The following is a 19,397-nucleotide window of genomic DNA, read 5'->3' as shown; positions in this document are numbered from 1 at the left end:
GAGGAGTAATCTCCTCTCTCCACATCAAACGGGATTAAAATGCCCAGTTTCCTTGCAGGAAGATCGGCTCTTCCGCACCTTCGGAGGTTACACCGTGGATGTTCATTTCTCCAGATCCAATCATGAAGTCCACATGAGTGAGACTGGAGTTCATGCCACGTTCAATCAACTCTTCTTTGGACATCGTTTTACCACCTTCCAGACAGAAGGCATAGGCATTACCGATCGCCAAATGATTGGACGCATTCTCATCAAACAACGTATTGTAGAACAGAATATTCGTATCCGAAATCGGTGACTGATGAGGAACAAGAGCAACTTCACCCAGATAGTGTGCGCCTTCATCCATCTCGATCAGGTTTTTCAGTGCGTCTAGTCCCTGCTCAGCGGTATAATCTACAATTCGACCATTCTCAAATGTCAGGGAGAATCCGTCAATCAGATTACCGCCGTAGCTCAGTGGTTTCGTGCTGCGAACGGTACCGTTAACACCGGTTTTCAGGGGAGCTGTGAATACTTCTTCGGTAGGCATATTGGCAATAAAGACATGTCCTTGCTCATTCACACTTCCACCGGATACCCAGATATGACCTTCTGGAAGTTCAATGGTCAAGTCTGTGCCTGGCGCTGTATAGTGAAGCTTCTTGTATTTTTTGTTGTTCAGCAGGTCAGCGCGGGAATCGAGATTTTGCAAATGGGTTTTCCATTCGGCAACAGCATCCTGTTCACCGATCCGTACGGTTTTGAAAATAACATCCCACAAGCGGTCCACTTGCTGTGCTTCCGGCAGGTCCGGGAATACTTTAGCTGCCCATTCCGGAGAAGGAACGGCTACAATAGACCAGCTGAATTTGTCAGCCATCTGATACGAACGATATTTTTCGAGCGCTTTACCGCGCACTTTTTGACTCGTAATAATGCGTTCCTGAGCTACACCGTTCAGCAGATCCGGGTTCTCAGCAATGACGTGCAGTACAGCTGCTCCTTCTTCAACGAGTTCAGTCATTTCAGCTGCAAACCATTTCGGTTCAATGGAGAAGGCTTCATCAGGTGCAAGATCGTAATGAAGACGTGTAACGGTTTCGTCGCTCCAGTTTACTTTGACCAATTTGGCACCTTTACCGTAAGCTGCTTTGACAATCAGTCGTACAAAATGTGCTGCCGAGATTGGTGCATTAACCACTAGCGTCTGCCCAGGATGGATATTGACACCGACTTGTACAGCCAGTTCAGCATATTGCTGCAGATTCGTTTCGAAAGTATTCATGCTATTTTTTCCTCCAATGTGATAATAATATCGTAGCTTGTTGGCTATTATAGATGTTGGTCAAACACGTATTATAGTCCTCATTACAACTATGTAAGGACTCAAATGGTTCCTTCATTGAATAAGGTATACGTTGCTACGTTATATATTGTACAATTAACCAATAATAATTACCAAACTAGGTTTACCAGAAATGTTGGAGACCGACTGTAGATGAAAGATTAAAGGAGAGAATGATTGTGAATATTGAAATTATCCGTGCTGAAATGCGCCGTGAAGATGAAAAAAGTTTCGTAGGAAATACCGTTTTCCGTACAGAAGGTGAAAAGTCAGTATATGAGATTACCTTCATGAGCAAGAACGGAAAAGATTGGGACTACAGTTTGCATTTCACGGAGCAATCCGGTGATGAAGAAGAGTTACTGCGTATGGACGAGTTACTGGAGAATGATGATGATCTGTACAATCAATTGCTCGATGCTGCTTTGGAGGCATATCCGGCTTAACTGGCCGAGATGTTCTTGTTCTATTGTGTCGTGTCGATGACTATACTAGACGGTGTATGCCCGAAACAGGGTGTATACCGTCTATTTTATTGGAAATGTTGAATAGATGATCCAAAAAAGGGAAGTCTACGAGATGAATGGAACCAGAGAAATAATCCGCCAAATGGGAGGTAACCGTGAATGGCATCTGACAATCTGATTACAGAAGGGTTGACGGGACTTGAAGAAGTCGCGCCCGATATTCTCAGTTTACGTACACTATTCGTTAATGTCGTGTTCATCGGAGAGCCAGGAAGCAGGAACTGGGTCCTCGTGGACACCGGAATGGCGAGGTTCACAGATCATATTGTTCAGATTGCAACAGAACGATTTCAAGGTCCGCCGTCTGCGATCATTTTGACACACGGTCACTTCGACCATGTAGGAACCGTTATTGAACTGGAACAATTCTGGGGTGTGCCCGTATATGCTCATCCGCTTGAAATTCCGTATTTAACGGGATTGAAAGATTACCCGCCAGCGGACCCTTCTGTAGGTGGAGGTTTAATGTCCAGGTTGTCATTCGCGTATCCCAATGAGGCAATCAATCTGGATGATCGGATATTCAGTCTACCCAAAGATCACACTGTTCCAGGCTTAGCAGGATGGGAGTGGGTGCACACGCCAGGTCATACACCTGGACATGTGTCACTGTTTCGTGAATCGGACCGTCTGTTAATTGCGGGAGACGCAATCATTACAGTGAAGCAGGAATCGCTGTGGAGTGTGTTGCTTCAGGACAAACAGTTGCATGGCCCGCCTTCCTATTTTACAACCGATTGGCAGGCTGCTCATCAATCGGTCCAGCATATAAGGCATCTGGAGCCGAAACTTGCGATTACCGGGCATGGGCATGCCTTGAGCGGAGATATGCTGAGAGAATCCCTGAAGAGGCTTGATATGGACTTTGAAGAAAGCACTGTGCCGGATCACGGCAAATATGTGGATTAATTCAACGAACATATGAAAGTATGCAGAGACAGCCGCAGGGGATTGCAGCTGTCTTTTTCCTGTCTTTTTTGTTTTTCTATCATGAATTTGTTCTCTTTCATAGATTGGTATTTTGTGCTCGGGCATGATATAGTCGAGCCGTATAATATAACCTTAGTATGCAGGAGGTACATATAACGATGACACAACAAAATGCAGCATTTGAAGAACAATTTGGAGGGATACCGGCCATTTGGCTTCGTTTTAATCAGTTTGAAGCGGCTGTTATTCCAAGCGTGGGTGCCAACCTCGTTGCTTTACGTGATACAGAAAAGGGTTTCCGTTACTTAAGAGAGCCGAATCAGGATCAGATGGATGAGTTTATGGCTGCACCAGCGGTCTATGGAATTCCGATTCTATCTCCGCCGAATCGTTATGAGGATGGACGTTTCCCTTGGAATGGTCAAGTCTATCAGTTGCCTGTGAACGAACCGGCTACAGGTAACCATTTACATGGATTTTTGCATGATGCGGAGTGGAAGGTCGAAGGATATGGTTCTGATCAGCTGGAGAGCTATGTGTTGCTTAGCCAAGATGTGAAAGAAGGACATACATTCTATCAGTACCTGCCGTTTACGTTCACCGTGACGCTTCGTTACTCTTTGAGCAGCCAAGGGCTTCAGCAACAATTAATTGTTCGTAATAACGGGCAAGAATACATGCCTAATCTGTTTGCATTCCACACGGCAATTGCTGTTCCTTTTGCACCGGATAGTCAATCCTCGGATTACACGGCCAAAGTTACGATTGGACAACGACGTGAATTGAATGAGCGTTCTCTGCCAACAGGACAATTTCAACCGCTTACACCTGAGGAAGAACAATTGAAGAAAGACGGAGTTAGTCCGTTCTTTGCTGCCATGGATAATCATTACACTGCAGAACCGCAAAATGGTCGTAACTATATGGAGCTCACGGACCACCGTACTGGAGACAAACTGGTCTATGATGTAGGTACTTCCTACAAGCACTGGATGATCTGGAATAATAACATGGGTGGCGAATTCTTCTGTCCTGAACCACAGATGAACCTGGTTAACGCTCCTAATGTTGAAGGCATCCCGGCAGAAGAAATCGGATTGGTCGGTCTGGAACCAGGTGAACTATTCGAACAGAGCAGCCGATTGTATCCAATTGCGGCACAAAAATAATTGATATTCGTTTTGCGCTACGCTTACAATTTTGTCGAAAAGGTGAAAACCTGCTCGTAAATCATGTATAATATGACGAGATACACACGCTTTGTAGAGACCCAAACCATCTTTTTGGAGGAGGACAAGCAAGTGGAATACCGCATTGAGAGAGATACGTTAGGCGAAATGAAAGTACCAGCCGACAGGCTGTGGGGAGCTCAGACGCAGCGCAGCAAGGAGAATTTCCCGATTGGCAGCGAACATATGCCGATGGAAGTTATCCGTGCCCTTGCCATTTTGAAAAAAAGTGCTGCGGCCAGTAACCATAAATTAGGTAAATTATCTGCCGCTAAGTCCGATGCCATCGCTTATGCAGCAGACGAGATTATTGCAGGTCGTATCGATGACCATTTCCCACTGGTCGTGTGGCAGACTGGTAGCGGAACGCAATCCAATATGAACGTGAACGAAGTGATTGCCAATCTGGGGAACCAACTGCTGGAGCAAAAGGGAAAAGAAGAGCGTCTGCATCCAAATGATGACGTGAACATGTCCCAGAGCTCCAACGATACATTCCCAACGGCTCTGCATGTCGCAGGTGTTCTAGCTGTTGAGGATCAACTCTTGCCGGCCATTGCGGTATTAAAAGCGACTTTTGCAGACAAGTCGGAGGCATTCAAAGATATTATCAAGATTGGACGTACTCACCTTCAGGACGCAACACCAATTACGCTTGGCCAGGAGATCAGTGGTTGGGAAGCCATGCTGGGCAAGAGTGAGCGTATGATCCGTGAAAGTGTACAGTACCTGAAGGAGCTTGCGATCGGTGGTACAGCTGTCGGAACGGGCATCAATGCTCATCCGGACTTTGGGGACTTCACTGCCAAGGAGATTGGTAAACATACGGGGAAAGATTTTGTATCTGCACCAAACAAATTCCACGCCCTTACAAGTCATGATGAAGTTGTATATGCGCACGGTGCCGTTAAAGCGCTTGCAGCTGATTTGATGAAAATTGCCAATGATGTTCGCTGGTTGGCCAGTGGCCCCCGCAGTGGATTGGGCGAGATCCGTATTCCTGAGAATGAGCCAGGCAGTTCCATTATGCCGGGTAAAGTCAACCCAACTCAAAGCGAGGCCATCACTATGGTGGTTACGCAGGTCATGGGTAATGATGCAGCGATTGGTTTCGCGGCAAGTCAGGGTAATTTTGAACTGAATGTATTCAAACCGGTTATCATCTATAACTTCTTGCAATCCGTGCAACTGCTAGCGGACTCCATTATTGCGTTTAATGACAAGTGTGCCGTAGGCATTGAGCCTAACCTGGATCAGATTGAACATAATCTGAACAATTCGCTCATGCTGGTTACAGCCCTCAACCCGCATATTGGATATGAGAATGCAGCCAAAATTGCGAAGCTTGCGCATAAAGAAGGCTTGTCTTTGAAACAGGCGACGTTACAAACAGGCCTGCTTACCGAAGAGCAATTTGATCAATATGTCGATCCAGCCAAAATGATCGCTCCAAAGGCCTAAAATCAGACCAAATGAACAATATAGATCAATGAAGAGGGCGACCTGCACAAGCAGGTCGTTTTTCTTATGCTTACCGATGAACTTAAAGCTTGTCAGACTATACGTATCCATATAAACTACATATGCACCAGTTTTCATTTAATAGAATGGGATTCGTATATATTTGGAGGTTTCCGCGTTGTCAAAAACGAGAAGATTTACGATACGCTCCAAAATTTTATTGGGCTATCTTGTGGTTGTGCTTTTGTTTGGAGCTGTTCTGCTAGTGCTTACGGCCCAAATTAATGTACTACAGAAGGAAAATGATTTTATCTCTCATCATGATCTGGAAGTACATAATCTGACCAACGCGATTGAAAAAAATGTCTTGAACATGGAGACAGGACAGCGTGGATTCATGATTACAGGCAATGAGAGTTACTTGGAACCTTATTCTCAAGGTCTATCCCAGTGGAGTTCCAACTATGATCAGTTGAATGCTCTCATTAGTGACAATCCTTCGCAGCAGCAGAGTCTGCAAAGCATCAAAACTCATATTACGCGCTGGATTGAGATTGCTGGGGAGCCGTTGGTAAAGTTGAAAAAGCAAGAGGATCAAGCCAAAGTTGTTGCATTCTTTCAAACTGATCCGGGTAAAACTGAAATGGATCTACTACGCTCCCAACTTACTACCTTCCGTAACACAGAGATCGCATTGACAGAGGCAAGGGTAACCGATCTAGCCACACGGAGCTCCACATTGTTGACCATTATGTATACGCTGTGGGGGATTATTGCAGCATTATCGATTGCAGCGGCTCTTGTGATATCTGGAAATATCGTCAAAACGTTGCGAGATGTTATGCAGACCATCAGTGATATCTCCAAAGGTGGGAACCTGAAGCAGCGAATTCAGGTGCGGACACATGATGAAGTGGGGGATCTGGGCCACGAAACCAACAAATTACTGGATGAAGTACAGGAACAGAATCGGGTCAAGGACCAGATTACAGGCATTGCGACACTCTTGCAGAATCCGACCAATCTGGAGGGATTGTCCCGCTTGTTCCTGAGCGAGCTTGGCATGTTGTTTGAAGTTCCCTACAGCGTCTTGTATTACTGGAAAGACAATCGACTGCTGCGTGTGGCTGCATATGCTGCGGATGGAGAGAAAGAACGTTCGCTCGGTAAAGTGTCGCTTGCCCCCGGTGAGGGGCTGGTAGGTCAAAGTGCCGTGGAGAAGCGAGTCTTGCGCATGAATGATCTGCCCCAGAACTATATTCGAATCTCTTCGGGTCTCGGATATACATCTGCCACCTCTCTTACCGTAGTACCGGTCCTCTTCGAAGGCAGAACGATTGCGGTCATCGAGCTTGCTTCGATGAAGCCATTGCAAGAGAATGATATGAAGCTGATGCAAGAACTGACGGACATTTTTGGTGTTTCTTTACACTCGACCGTCACTCGCATGGAATTACAGCAATTATATGATGAGTCACAAGTTCTGAATGAAGAGTTACAGGCACAATCGGAGAAACTTCAGTCTCAGACCGAAGAAATGCTGTCTCAGACAGAGGAACTGCAAATGCAGACCGAAGAGCTTCATATGCTTAATGAACGTCTGGAAATACAGAAGAGCGCTGCTGAGACATCAGCCAATGAACTTGCAGTTGTGGCAGATCAGTTACGAACAAGCTCGGGGTACAAATCCGAATTCCTGGCCAACATGTCCCATGAATTACGGACACCGCTTAACAGCATGTTGATTCTGTCCGAAATATTGTCTGAGAATAAAAACCAACACTTGAATAGTGAAGAGCAGAACTATGCTTCGGTCATTCACAAGTCAGGCAAGGACCTTTTGAATCTGATCAATGATATTCTTGATCTATCCAAGGTAGAGGCCGGGCAGATGGAAGTGGATTTTGATGATGTCTATCTGAGCAGCCTGCCTGAAGTCATGAATCAGTATTTCCTGAAAACAGCGGAGCAGAAAAAAATAGATTTCCGAATTCAGCTCCAGAGTCCTTTACCGGAAACCATCGTGACTGACGAGATGAGAATGCACCAGATTCTCCGAAATCTGCTCTCAAACGCATTCAAGTTCACCAGTGAGGGTGAAGTTGCCTTAACCATCTCCAGAATGAGTCTGGCTCATCCTGAAGTGAAAGACCAAGAGACCGAAGTGATTGCTTTCTCCGTCAGTGATACAGGGATTGGCATTGCGGAAAACAAACTTTTGCAGATCTTTGATGCATTCAAACAGGCGGATGGAGCTACGGCACGTAAATATGGCGGGACAGGACTTGGTCTGTCGATCTCTCAATCGCTTGCAACTTTGCTGGGGGGTTCAATCTCGGCAACAAGTCGTGAAGGACATGGCAGTGTGTTCACGTTGTTCCTGCCACTGCGAAGAGATGAACCGGAGACCATGAATGCATCGCGGTTGTTCCTGAATGAGGTGGCAAGCACTACACCTGAGATCAATAAGCTCCCTTCAATGACTTCCGAACCATCTGATGTTTTATTGACACCTCTGGAGGAATCTTTGCTCAGCGGTCGTCAAGTGCTTGTTGTTGATGATGATATTCGAAATGTATATGCGCTAGCTAACGCTCTTGAGCAGTACGGCATGAATGTCATTTCAGCTCAGAATGGCTATGAATGTCTAGAATTGTTGGAGCGTGGAGGCGTCAAGCCTGATATTATTATGATGGACATTATGATGCCGGAACTGGATGGTTATGAGACGACTCGCCAGATCCGTGAACGGCTTGGCATGACTCAGCTTCCGATTATTGCACTCACAGCCAAGGCCATGAAAGAGGATCGGGAGAAATGTATTGCAGCAGGTGCTTCAGACTATCTCAGCAAACCGCTGAATGTCAAAGATGTATTATCTCGTATGAAATTATGGATGAATCACGAAACTATGGAAATCTGATCTGAAAACCTATGCCGATTACAGCAAAGTGCGCTGTAATTAGGTCATAGGTTTTATTTTTTTGTCGTGTAAGCTTTATTGAATGAATTGATGTTATAATACTTAACAACAAACGAAGTTAAATGGATGAATATAGATGTAATTAGTAATGTAATCCAGAATTAATCCTGTGGAAACGAAAATAACATGATTTTGTGTTATATATATGGGAGGTAGTGTCCATGCAACTTACGGTTAAAGAGGCTTTACAGGTATACCCGTTGTCCGAGGCCAAACTGGTTGCGGGTGGAGAAGGGACTTCACGGATGATGAAATCCGTTAATGTCATGGACGCTCCTGATATCGCGGATTGGATCAAATCCGGAGAAATGTTGTTCACCACCGCTTTTATTATGAAAGACAGTGAAACAGATGCACTGCGTTTGATGCGGCGCTTGAATGAACGTGGCTGCGCAGGTCTGGGCATCAAGCTGGGACGCTTCTGGCAGTCCATTCCCCAAGGCATTGTCGAGGAAGCGGATCGACTTCGGTTACCATTGCTGGAGCTTCCTTTTCAATTCACCTTCTCGGACCAGATGAATGCCTTGTTCAAGGCTGAACATGAACGCAGTAACCGATTGCTACATGAGGTTGTGCAGAAGCAAAAGAAATTAATGCAGTTTGCACTGCAACAACAGCCACACCGGAATGTGTTTGCCGAACTTGCTACGGTGTTGAACTATCCACTTGCCGTCATTGGTTCACGTGGGCATGTGCTCTATGGTAGTGAAGGCATTGCAGGGGATGCTGTAACCCAGGGCTGGCCATGGAAATCCGTCATGCACCGAGTGAAATGGAATCAGGGAAGTTGTCATCGCGTACCGATCAAACAGAATGATGAAGAATACGGATCGTTGCTGGTGTTTACCGATTCAGCCTTATCCCTTCGAGCAGAGGAGGAACTGTTCCAACAGGCTGCCGATGTACTGGCATTCTATATGGATATGACTTATCGCGAGCATATTAATCCAACCGTTCAAGATGAGATGCGTACGCTGCTTTCGCAGTATCTGGATAACAAAATGACCATTCAGGAATTGACCACCTTGAGTGAAAACAAAGGTGTACATCTGTTCCAGGGAACGTATCAGTGCGTACTGATTACGCTTGAGCCGACTCTCTTCGCCGAGGGAAAGCTGCTTAAACAGATTCATCGTGAATTACAATACAATCCGCTGATGCAATTCACGGCCTCACAGCATTTTCAGATCGAAGATGGCATTCTGTCCATCTATACCTGTCCAACAGGGAGAGACTATGGAGAGGAACTGTCAGGTTTTCTGTTGAACCGGTTCGGTGATGTACTGGCAGCACAAGAAGCAAAAGGGGCACCGGCTCCGCGTTTCTGGATCAGCAAAATGAAACATGAACCCAAATCGCTCCGTGAAGCGTATCAGGAATGTCTAGATACTCGACAACTGGCTCGTCGATTCGGCATGAAAGACCGTGCGTTGCAATTTGAAATGCTCGAATTTGCCTATGTGTTCCAACATGTACCGGATAACATCATGGAGAATTACTGCAATAAAGTACTTGAACCGTTACTTGCCAGAGACGGTGATCCCAATCAGGTATTAATGAATACATTGGAGTCCTTTATTGAGAACGATGGACTGATCAATGAAGCTGCCAAGCAGCTGTTTGTGCATCGCAACACAGTCACTTATCGTATGGAGAAAGTCGGCAGCTTGCTGCAAATGGACTTTAAGAAAACGAATGATCTGCTGAAATTAAAGCTGGTATTCACCTTCCGCAAGTTTGTGCGGGACAAAGCAGCTGCAAGACCGCATAATGTGCAACTCTAACCGCGCATTGTGCAAGATGACAATGCTACTGGGTCTTAGACCCATGAACCGCATTCCCTCGATGGAGTGCGGTTTTTTCATGTTTAAGGACAATAAAAGCTGAACTTCCCGTGCACAGCAAACAAATCGAAACTCTGATGTTATGTTATATTACAAAATTGCGTAAATATTGTTGTCGCGACATTGAACGACACTTAGAATGAAGAACAATAATCCATAACAGACCGGAGGTTCTAACATGAGCGACTTAATTAAACTTGTTAACAACTGGTCTATCACGCAGTTTGTGCATACGTTTGGCGGCTTATTTGAAGAATCACCATGGGTGGCTGAGCGTTCCGGGCTTTTACGACCTTTTGATTCATTTGAACAGATGATGAACGTGATGAAGAACGTGGTTCAGGCATCGGATGACCAGGTGAAGTTGCAATTGCTTCGAAATCACCCGGATCTTGGAGCACGAATCAGCATGAGCAGCAATTCCGTTCAGGAACAAGCTGGTGCAGGCCTTGATTCACTCTCACAAGAGCAATACAACGAACTTCAACAATTAAACAAAGCATATACAAGCCAATTCGGCTTTCCATTCATACTGGCTGTAAAAGGCCATACCGCAAGCTCCATCCTCGAATCCATGAGGCAACGTCATCGCCGAGGAAGGGAAGAGGAATTCGAGACTGCATTGAAGGAAGTATTCAAGATTGCAGGCATACGTTTGGAGCAATGGCTTGTACAGATCGGTCATGAACATGAGTTCGTGAGCAAGCCAGCCGCAGTGCAGCAGCGGACCATGTATTACGGCAAAGGGGATGTGTGGATGTACCGTTCCTACGCCAAACCGTTGACGGGCATACAGTCCATTCCGGAATCTCCTTTTATGGGACGCAGCAATATTCTGTTTGGATTAAACATTAAGGTCGCTGTGCAGGGTGATGAATTCTTGCCTTCTTTTGCAGAAGGGGACAATTCGCTGGTGGTCGCAACCGATTCAATGAGTAATTTTATCCTCAAACATGCAGCGGATTATACAGGGGCAACGGTGGAAGGATTTCTTGCGCTGGTAAGCCGTCGTTTCCTGGAGACGTATCCGCAGATGAGCAAGGTTCAGATGACAGCGGACCAGATTCCTTTTGAAGATATACTCATTGGATTGGAAGGCAGTTATCGACCGAGTACGCTCGTATTTCGTTATTCACAGAATGATCGTGCGACAGCTGCCGTGGAAGCAGAACGAACAGGAGACTCGATCGAATTAAGCAACCATTTCAGTGGTGTAGCCGATCTAAGACTGATCAAGGTCAAAGGCAGTGAATTTGCCGGATTTATGCAGGATGAATATACCACTCTTCCAGAGACATGGGATCGACCGTTATTTATTTTCCTGAACATCAATTGGCGTTATGAAGATCCGAGAGATGGCATGGATGATCAGCGTGGACGGTATGTAGCGGCGGAACAGGTCAGAGATTTGGCTGCTGCGGTGTTTCACGAGTGTCGATCTGCTTCCATTCAACATCTGATTTACCAGATTGGACGGAGGTTGTTAAGTCGATTTGAGCAACTGAGTGAGGTTTCATTTGAATCCAACAATCGGACTTGGGAGACAGTGCTGGAGGAAGTGAAAGAGGGAGAAGGCAAAGTATTTACCGAACCGAGACCACCTTATGGATTCCAGGGTTTCTCGATGACAAGGGATGATCTAGGAACAGACGGCCGTGACGCCGGGAAAGAAGGTGACGTCTAATGTCGATGTCTAGCGGCCGAATTACAACACATGTGCTGGATACATCCAAAGGCGTCCCTGCTGTGGGTGTTCGGATCGAACTGTATACCTTGAAGAGGGATGGAGAACAGGAAAACAAGACAAAAGTAGCTGAGTCGGTGACCAATGCGGATGGGCGTTTGGATGTACCGCTGCTGGATGGAGGCAAGTTGGAGCCAGCGATATATGAGCTTCAATTCCATGTCGAGAGTTATTACGCACATCGTTCATTGGAGGAGCTGGGGCAGGCATTATGGACGATTGTTCCGATACGGTTTGCCGTATCTGATGCCTCAAGCCATTACCATATTCCATTATTGATTGCTCCAGGAGGTTACAGTACATACCGGGGAAGCTGAACATGCACATATACCTGTTCAGATTCAGGGGGAGGGTCATCCACATGACAACATTTGATACCATCATCCGGGGGGCCCGGGTGGTGCTGAGAGATCGGGTAGAGCAACTGGATATTGGCATTACGGGTGAGAAAATTACGGAACTATCCACGCGGCTGACCGCTGGTGAAGCGACTTGCATCATAGAAGGTGAGGGTCTGACAGTGATGCCAGGTGTCGTGGACATTCATGTACACTTTAATGAACCTGGACTCGCCAGTTGGGAGGGGTTCCGGTCTGGCTCGGCAGCCCTTGCCGCAGGGGGAATCACGACTTATGTCGATATGCCACTTAACGGCGTACCACCAACCACAAGGCCGGAAGCATGGGACATGAAAATGAAAGCAGCCGCAGACCAATCGTATGTTGATTTTGCTTTCTGGGGAGGTTTGGTTCCCGGCAACCGGGATGAACTTGCTCCACTGGCACGGCTGGGGGCTGCAGGATTCAAGGCATTTATGTCCGAGCCGGGTGGAGATGGGGAAGACATCTTTGCCAGAGCTGATGACCATACGCTGCTGGACGGGATGAAAGAACTTGCAACATTAAACCGTGTGCTGGCACTTCATGCAGAGGACGAAGGCATCGTTGCCGAACTTGCTACGAGAAGCATCGCAGAGGGAAAGACGGAACCGATGGATTATATCCGGTCTCGTCCTGTGGAAGCTGAAGTCGTCGCGGTTGCCCGAGCGTTGAAATACGGCGAACAGACCGGGTGTGCGCTGCATTTTGTGCATATCAGCACCCGGGAAGCGCTGGATCTGATTGCAGCAGCCAAACGGCGTGGGCAAGACGTAACTTCGGAGACATGCCCTCATTATCTGACGCTGACCGAGAAGGATGTGGTTCGATTGGGTGCTGTAGCAAAATGCGCTCCACCTCTTCGCAGCTCTTCCGAACAGGAGCAGTTATGGGATGCACTGACTTCAGGATTGATTGATGTTATCGCCTCAGACCATTCTCCTTGCCCACCATCCATGAAACAATCGGATAACTTCTTTGAAATCTGGGGCGGTATATCCGGGGCACAAAGCACATTGCTAATCATGCTGGAGGAAGGACATCTTCAGCGAAATATCGACCTTCCGTTGCTCGGAAGAGTGCTCTCTCTGCAGCCTGCCAGAAGGCTTGGTCTGGAGAATAAAGGGGAGATTGCAATTGGCATGGATGCAGATCTGGTTCTGATTGACTGGGGTAAGAGCACGACCCTGAACACGGAAGATCTGCTCTACACGCATAAACAGAGCCCTTATGTGGGACGTACCTTTAAGTGTCAGATTGCAGACGTATTTTGTCGTGGGCAGCGCGTCTACAACTCGGAATCCGGGTTATCTCCTGTTCCTATCGGGCAACACATTGCGGCTTATTCTTCTAGTCCCATCGAAGCGGGAACGGAGGAGACGCCATGACGGAGTCTGGAGTATACCGGTCATCCGGTACCAATAACGCACCGCTTCCTTTGCCAAATGTGGAACAGGTGGAGCTGCAAGCCATGCTTGACTGGCTGTCGACATATGGTGCGGATGCACAGGGCGGCGTCACACGGCTGTTGTATGACTCGGCTTGGTGTGAAGCACAAGGTGCCCTTGCTGCCAAAATGCAGGAAAAAGGGCTGTCTCCCAAGTTCGACCAGTCCGGTAATCTGTATGGCACACTGGAGGGCGAGGGTAAGGGATCAGCGACTGGTACTGAAGAATTACCAATCGTGACCGGATCACATATCGATACCGTGGTGTATGGTGGAAAGTATGATGGTGCCTACGGTGTGGTGGCGGGTGTCCTTGCTTTGGAGTATTTGCAGAAGCATTTCGGAGCACCGAAGCGCACACTTCAAGTGGTATCCCTATGTGAGGAAGAGGGGAGTCGATTCCCTTTTGCATATTGGGGCTCACGCAGTATAACAGGAACAACGTCTCTGCAAGATGTAGAGCATTTGAAGGATCAAGACGGCGTCACCTTTGCACAAGCGATCCGCGATGCGGGCTTTGGACCCGATAGTGCATATAGACCGGCCGCAAAAAAATATGGTGCCTTTATTGAGCTTCATATTGAGCAAGGTCAGGTTCTGGAACGTCTTGGACATTCGATTGGCGTTGTATCCGATATTGTAGGTCAGAAGCGGTTCAGTATCACCGTCAGCGGAGAAGCGAATCACGCGGGAACGACACCGATGTCCTGGCGCAAGGATGCATTAGCCGGAGCAGCTGAGATGATTACTGCAGTAAGGGATATTGCATTGCAAGCAGGAGAACCGCTGGTAGCCACGGTTGGGCGAATCACAGCCGATCCGGGTGTGGGGAATGTGGTTGCAGCACGAGCTGTGTTTTCACTGGATATCCGTCATATTCGGCAGGAAAGTATTGATCGCTGCTGGCAGGATATGCTCCAGGTTTTTAGTAAGATCGCAGCCGAGCAGCAGCTCGGACTGGACTGGGAAGAACATCTGTCGGTGACGCCCATTCCTATGAATGCAGAGATGATCTCAGACATCCAAGATACCTGTGAGCAGGAGCAGTTGTCCTATTGGCTAATGCCAAGCGGAGCGGGACATGATTCGCAGATTTTTCAGCCGGCTTGTCCGACAGCCATGATTTTTGTGCCGAGTCAGGACGGTATCAGTCATAATCCACTTGAATATACAGCTGAAGCAGACCTGATGCACGGTTTTCGGGTTCTGGTTCGGCTACTCTATAAATACGGTTACGGGAGTTGAATGCAGATGTCCAGCTATAAAGAGTTATCTCCGTCCTTGCGGACCATTATGACCCCGGGACCGGTTGAAGTTGATCCACGTGTTCTCAGAGCATTATCCTTCCCGATCCTGGGGCAGTTTGACCCCGAGTTCACATCCTTGATGAACGAGACGATGGCGATGCTGCGTGAGTTATATATGACAGATAACGAGTGGTGTTATCCGATCGATGGCACATCCCGTTCAGGCATTGAAGCGGTGTTGGTCAGTCTGATCCAGCCTGGTGACAAAGTTCTGGTCCCGATCTATGGACGATTCGGACATCTGCTGGTTGAAATCTCGGAACGCTGTGGTGCAGAGGTCGTCTTTTTTGAAACGGAATGGGGAACGGTATTTGATCCGGAAGAGGTGATCAAGGCAATCCATGCCCATAAACCGAGTCTGGTTGCGATGGTTCATGGTGAGACTTCCACTGGCCAGATGCAGCCCCTTGCCGACATTGGCAAAGCCTGTCGCGACCTTGATATTTTACTCGTCGTCGATGCTGTAGCAACCATTGGCGGGACACCGGTGGAGACGGATGCCTGGTATCTGGATGCGGTGATGGGCGGAACGCAGAAATGCCTGTCCGTTCCTTCAGGGATGGCACCTCTCACGTACAACAGTCGTGTGGAACTGAAGCTGATGAGCCGCAAAACTGTTGAACGTGGACTCCGAGACGCAACCAGTGCGCGGGCAGAAGGCCGCACCATTGCCAGTAATTATTTTGACCTGAGCCAACTGCAGGATTACTGGAGTTCGGCCCGGCTGAATCACCATACAGAAGCCACCTCCATGCTCTACGGCCTTCACGAAGGATTACGTATTCTGCTGCAAGAAGGGTTGGAAGCCAGGTTCCAGAGACATCTGATGAATGAACGCGCGTTGGTCGCCGGAATTCAGGGAATGGGACTGCAACTGTACGGGGATATGTCCAGTAAACTTCCGGTGGTTACCTGTATTACGATCCCGGAAGGAATTGATGGTGAGTCGGTGCGCAGCATGTTGCTGAACGACTTCAGCATTGAAATTGCCAGTTCATTCGGACCGTTGAAAGGGCAAATCTGGCGGATCGGTACCATGGGATTCAGCTGCCAACGCAAAAACGTACTTCATGTGCTCGGAGCGCTGGAAGCTGTTCTATTGCGTCATCGACACGTATTACCTGCCGGTGAAGCAGTGCAGGCTGCTTTGGATGTGTATGCAGGGAAGGAGGGTGCCTTATGTTAAACCAGATGCCAATCTCCAGAGAAGTCATGGTTACCACTCCTCATTATCTGGCGAGTGCAGTGGGAAGCTCCATCCTCCAGCAGGGCGGGAATGCTTATGATGCTGCTGTTGCGGTCAGTGCAGCACTGGGCGTGGTATATCCGCATATGACCGGACTTGGCGGGGATGCCTTCTTCCTGATTCATGATGGAGCCAGCGGTGAGATTACCGCCTATAACGGAAGTGGCCGCTCAGCCGCAGGCATTCATGCGGATACGTTCAAAGCGATGGGTATGAATGCCATTCCTCAGCGCGGTGTACTTAGTGCTATCACGGTTCCAGGAATGGTCGATGCGTGGTGGGAAGTCTGGTCCCGGTACGGAAAGTTAACCTGGGGGCAACTGCTTGAACCTGCTGCGCAGTATGCGGAAAAAGGATGTCCTGTATCCCGGAATCTCCGCCTGTGGATGGAAAGGGATGAAGATTTCATTATGGGGCATACACCGCTGCGAGCGGTATTTGCCCCTAGGGGTACACTTTTGCAGGAAGGTGAGCTGCTGATCCAGCCTGAACTTGCTGCCTCCATTCGTCTGATTCAGACGGAAGGGCGAGATGCTTTTTATACAGGAGAACTCGCGGATCGTCTGACTTCGGCTATTCGTGAGGATGGGGGCATGCTTGCACCAGCGGACTTTGCGGGTCATCAGGGAGAATGGGTGAAGCCCGTCAGTACGGGGTATCGTGGGTATGAGGTTCATCAGATGCCGCCCAATTCGCAGGGTTTCTCCATGCTAATGATGTTAAATATGCTCGAGCATATTGATCTGTCCTCGGTTGCACGTACCTCACCGGAATTCTATCATCTGATGGCGGAAGTGGTAAAAAAGGCGTTTCGTGATCGTGACCAATATCTGACGGATCCGGATTTCAGGGACATCCCGCTGGAACATCTGTTATCCAAGGATTACGGAGACCAATTGTGGAATGAGATTCAGTCTGCTCCACCTGTGGCACAGCCGTTTTTGTCCAAAACAATAGGTCAGGACACGGCGTATGCAGCAGTTGTTGATAGCGAGGGTAATGCCGTTTCCTTCATTCAAAGCCTGTATTTTGACTTCGGTGCAGCCTATGTCCCAGGGGATACGGGTGTTATCATGCAGAACCGGGGGTCGTTTTTCTCCTTGGACCCGAGGGATGCTAACGTTCTGGAACCCAACAAACGCTCATTCCACACGCTCATGCCGGGCCTTGTTACACGAGATGGCAAACCCTATATGCTCGTGGGTACACAGGGGGGAGAAGGCCAGCCGCAGACCCAATTATCGGTGCTTACCGGAGTGCTTGATTACGGGCTGAACATTCAGGAAGCAATCAGCTTGCCGCGTTGGGTGTACGGACGTACATGGGGCGAAGACGGCGATACGATGCGTGTGGAGAACCGATATCATGATGACGTATGTGCAACCCTCGCCCAGTGGGGACATAACGTTGAAGCCAGAGCACCGTGGGACGGTATTATGGGACAGTCGCAAGGCATTGTCATTCGTGAGGACGGCATGATCAGCGGCGCGGCAGACCCCAGAGGTGATGGTATAGCTATTGGATGGTAACAGACAGCGATCGGAAGGTTAATTTGTCATCGGAGTGCAAGTGTAAGTATGTATGAGTTGAACGATATAGACAGATACAGATAGGGGAGATTGGCATGGGAACGATCCTGCTGAAAGGCGCACAGCTTGTGACGATGAATGCAGAGGAAGAAGTGTTCATTGGAGATCTGTTGATCGAGGATAACAAAATCAAGGAGATTGCAACGCACATCGATGTTCAGGCTGATCAGGTCATTGATGCGCGTGGCAAAGTGCTGTTGCCAGGCTTTATCCAAACGCATATTCATCTGTGTCAGACCTTATTCCGTGGACGTGCGGACGATCTGGAACTGATGGATTGGCTCCGTCAACGGATCTGGCCGCTGGAAGCAGCGCATGATGAGGAGTCCGTATATTATTCAGCAATGCTCGGACTTGGCGAATTGATCTCCAGCGGAACCACGACCATTCTGGATATGGAGACGGTACATCACACAGACTCGGCGTTTCAGGCGATGGCACAGAGCGGCATCCGGGTCATCTCCGGCAAGGTGATGATGGATCATGGAGACGAGGTTCCGGAACCTTTGCGTGAGAATACAGCAACTTCGCTGCAACAGAGTGTGGATCTGCTGGAGAAATGGAACGGATTTGGCGGAGGTCGCATTCAATATGCGTTCTGTCCACGCTTTGTTGTATCGTGTACCGAAGAGTTGCTGATAGAGGTCCGCGACCTGTCCAATAAATATCATGTCAAAGTCCACACCCATGCCTCCGAGAATCGCGGAGAGATTGAACTGGTAGAGCATGAACGTGGAATGCGTAACATCGTATACCTCGATCATATTGGTCTGGCGACCCCAAGATTGGTGCTGGCCCACTGTGTATGGTTGAGCGAGGAAGAGAAAGAGATCATCCGCAAGCGCGGAGTCAAAGTCACTCACTGTCCTGGATCGAATATGAAGCTTTCCTCTGGAGTAGCGGATATTCCGGATCTGCTGAATCGTCAGATCGCAGTTGGGATCGGGGCCGATGGTGCCGCGTGCAACAACAATCTGGATATGTTTCAGGAGATGCGCCTCACAGCGCTGATGCAGAAGATTCCTCATGGCCCTACAGTGATGGATGCCCGGACTGTATTGCGCATGGCTACCATGGGTGGTGCAGAGGTGCTCGGCTTGTCGAAGGAAATTGGCAGTCTCGAAGTGGGCAAAAAGGCAGACATGCTGCTGCTGGATCTGGATGATTTCCACACGTACCCTTCCTATGAGACGGATGTCTATTCACGCGTGGTCTATTCCGCAACACGCAGTTGTGTGGACACCGTAATTATCGATGGCAGCATTGTGCTCAAGAATCGTAAGATTCAGACAATTGATCGTGGTATTGTGCTGCGTGAGTCGGATAAAAGCATTGCGAGATTGATGAAGCGCATCTGATCGAAGGAAACGTATGCAATTCAGAAAG

General features: G+C 48.2%; 14 protein-coding genes. 13 read left to right on the top strand and 1 reads right to left on the bottom strand.

Features of this window, described 5'->3' with window-relative positions; genetic code table 11:
- Window positions 1–34 precede the first annotated feature (34 nt).
- Window positions 35–1,267 (bottom strand): aminopeptidase, encoded by a 1,233-nt coding sequence (locus NLBNIHML_RS04355; protein ID WP_339255754.1) that lies wholly within the window; start codon window positions 1,265–1,267, stop codon window positions 35–37.
- 239 nt (window positions 1,268–1,506) lie between these two features.
- On the opposite strand from NLBNIHML_RS04355, the gene NLBNIHML_RS04350 reads away from it, so the two are divergent.
- From NLBNIHML_RS04350 to NLBNIHML_RS04290, 13 genes are all read left to right on the top strand, one after another.
- A complete protein-coding gene (locus tag NLBNIHML_RS04350; protein WP_278294696.1) occupies window positions 1,507–1,773 on the top strand; it encodes a hypothetical protein in 267 nt (88 codons plus the stop codon).
- Window positions 1,774–1,953: 180 nt separating this feature from the next.
- Window positions 1,954–2,763 carry an MBL fold metallo-hydrolase gene (locus tag NLBNIHML_RS04345; RefSeq protein ID WP_342570234.1) on the top strand — a complete coding sequence of 270 codons (810 nt, stop codon included), beginning with the start codon at window positions 1,954–1,956 and terminating at the stop codon, window positions 2,761–2,763.
- Between the two features lie 179 nt (window positions 2,764–2,942).
- A complete protein-coding gene (locus NLBNIHML_RS04340; protein ID WP_494353854.1) occupies window positions 2,943–3,953 on the top strand; it encodes an aldose 1-epimerase in 1,011 nt (336 codons plus the stop codon).
- 132 nt (window positions 3,954–4,085) lie between these two features.
- Window positions 4,086–5,474, top strand: a complete 1,389-nt coding sequence (fumC, locus tag NLBNIHML_RS04335; protein ID WP_074095411.1) for a class II fumarate hydratase — start codon at window positions 4,086–4,088, stop codon at window positions 5,472–5,474.
- Between the two features lie 178 nt (window positions 5,475–5,652).
- Window positions 5,653–8,397, top strand: coding sequence for a CHASE3 domain-containing protein (locus NLBNIHML_RS04330; protein ID WP_472477670.1), 2,745 nt, complete (start codon window positions 5,653–5,655; stop codon window positions 8,395–8,397).
- A 221-nt stretch (window positions 8,398–8,618) separates the two neighbouring features.
- Entirely contained in the window at window positions 8,619–10,241 is a 1,623-nt protein-coding gene (locus tag NLBNIHML_RS04325) for a PucR family transcriptional regulator (protein WP_091019529.1), read from the top strand.
- 238 nt (window positions 10,242–10,479) lie between these two features.
- On the top strand, window positions 10,480–11,985 hold the full coding sequence (pucL, locus tag NLBNIHML_RS04320) for a factor-independent urate hydroxylase (RefSeq protein WP_494353853.1): 1,506 nt from the start codon (window positions 10,480–10,482) through the stop codon (window positions 11,983–11,985).
- On the top strand, window positions 11,985–12,362 hold the full coding sequence (gene uraH / locus NLBNIHML_RS04315) for a hydroxyisourate hydrolase (RefSeq protein WP_494353852.1): 378 nt from the start codon (window positions 11,985–11,987) through the stop codon (window positions 12,360–12,362). Before pucL ends, uraH begins: the two co-directional genes overlap by 1 nt.
- 44 nt (window positions 12,363–12,406) lie before the next feature.
- Complete coding sequence (allB, locus tag NLBNIHML_RS04310; protein ID WP_494353851.1) at window positions 12,407–13,810, top strand: allantoinase AllB; 1,404 nt, start codon at window positions 12,407–12,409, stop codon at window positions 13,808–13,810.
- Window positions 13,807–15,114: a M20 family metallo-hydrolase gene (locus NLBNIHML_RS04305; protein ID WP_494353850.1), complete on the top strand. Its 1,308-nt coding sequence runs from the start codon at window positions 13,807–13,809 to the stop codon at window positions 15,112–15,114. Before allB ends, NLBNIHML_RS04305 begins: the two co-directional genes overlap by 4 nt.
- A gap of 6 nt (window positions 15,115–15,120) precedes the next feature.
- Window positions 15,121–16,362, top strand: coding sequence for a pyridoxal-phosphate-dependent aminotransferase family protein (locus tag NLBNIHML_RS04300; RefSeq protein ID WP_494353849.1), 1,242 nt, complete (start codon window positions 15,121–15,123; stop codon window positions 16,360–16,362).
- A complete protein-coding gene (ggt, locus tag NLBNIHML_RS04295; protein ID WP_339255735.1) occupies window positions 16,356–17,951 on the top strand; it encodes a gamma-glutamyltransferase in 1,596 nt (531 codons plus the stop codon). Before NLBNIHML_RS04300 ends, ggt begins: the two co-directional genes overlap by 7 nt.
- 95 nt (window positions 17,952–18,046) lie before the next feature.
- Window positions 18,047–19,369, top strand: coding sequence for a 5'-deoxyadenosine deaminase (locus NLBNIHML_RS04290; protein ID WP_091019519.1), 1,323 nt, complete (start codon window positions 18,047–18,049; stop codon window positions 19,367–19,369).
- Window positions 19,370–19,397: the final 28 nt, after the last annotated feature.

The organism is Paenibacillus sp. JNU01, assembly GCF_059130585.1.
The sequence above is the reverse complement of the archived record's forward strand: the minus strand, read 5'-3'. Positions and strand labels throughout refer to the sequence as shown.

Excerpts from the sequence above, each read along its gene's own strand:
- pucL (WP_494353853.1), top strand. The coding sequence starts at position 10,480 with ATGAGCGACTTAATTAAACTTGTTAACAACTGGTCTATCACGCAGTTT.
- NLBNIHML_RS04355 (WP_339255754.1), bottom strand. The coding sequence starts at position 1,267 with ATGAATACTTTCGAAACGAATCTGCAGCAATATGCTGAACTGGCTGTA.
- NLBNIHML_RS04345 (WP_342570234.1), top strand. The coding sequence starts at position 1,954 with ATGGCATCTGACAATCTGATTACAGAAGGGTTGACGGGACTTGAAGAA.
- NLBNIHML_RS04325 (WP_091019529.1), top strand. The coding sequence starts at position 8,619 with ATGCAACTTACGGTTAAAGAGGCTTTACAGGTATACCCGTTGTCCGAG.
- ggt (WP_339255735.1), top strand. The coding sequence starts at position 16,356 with ATGTTAAACCAGATGCCAATCTCCAGAGAAGTCATGGTTACCACTCCT.
- uraH (WP_494353852.1), top strand. The coding sequence starts at position 11,985 with ATGTCGATGTCTAGCGGCCGAATTACAACACATGTGCTGGATACATCC.
- allB (WP_494353851.1), top strand. The coding sequence starts at position 12,407 with ATGACAACATTTGATACCATCATCCGGGGGGCCCGGGTGGTGCTGAGA.
- NLBNIHML_RS04305 (WP_494353850.1), top strand. The coding sequence starts at position 13,807 with ATGACGGAGTCTGGAGTATACCGGTCATCCGGTACCAATAACGCACCG.
- NLBNIHML_RS04290 (WP_091019519.1), top strand. The coding sequence starts at position 18,047 with ATGGGAACGATCCTGCTGAAAGGCGCACAGCTTGTGACGATGAATGCA.
- NLBNIHML_RS04340 (WP_494353854.1), top strand. The coding sequence starts at position 2,943 with ATGACACAACAAAATGCAGCATTTGAAGAACAATTTGGAGGGATACCG.
- NLBNIHML_RS04300 (WP_494353849.1), top strand. The coding sequence starts at position 15,121 with ATGTCCAGCTATAAAGAGTTATCTCCGTCCTTGCGGACCATTATGACC.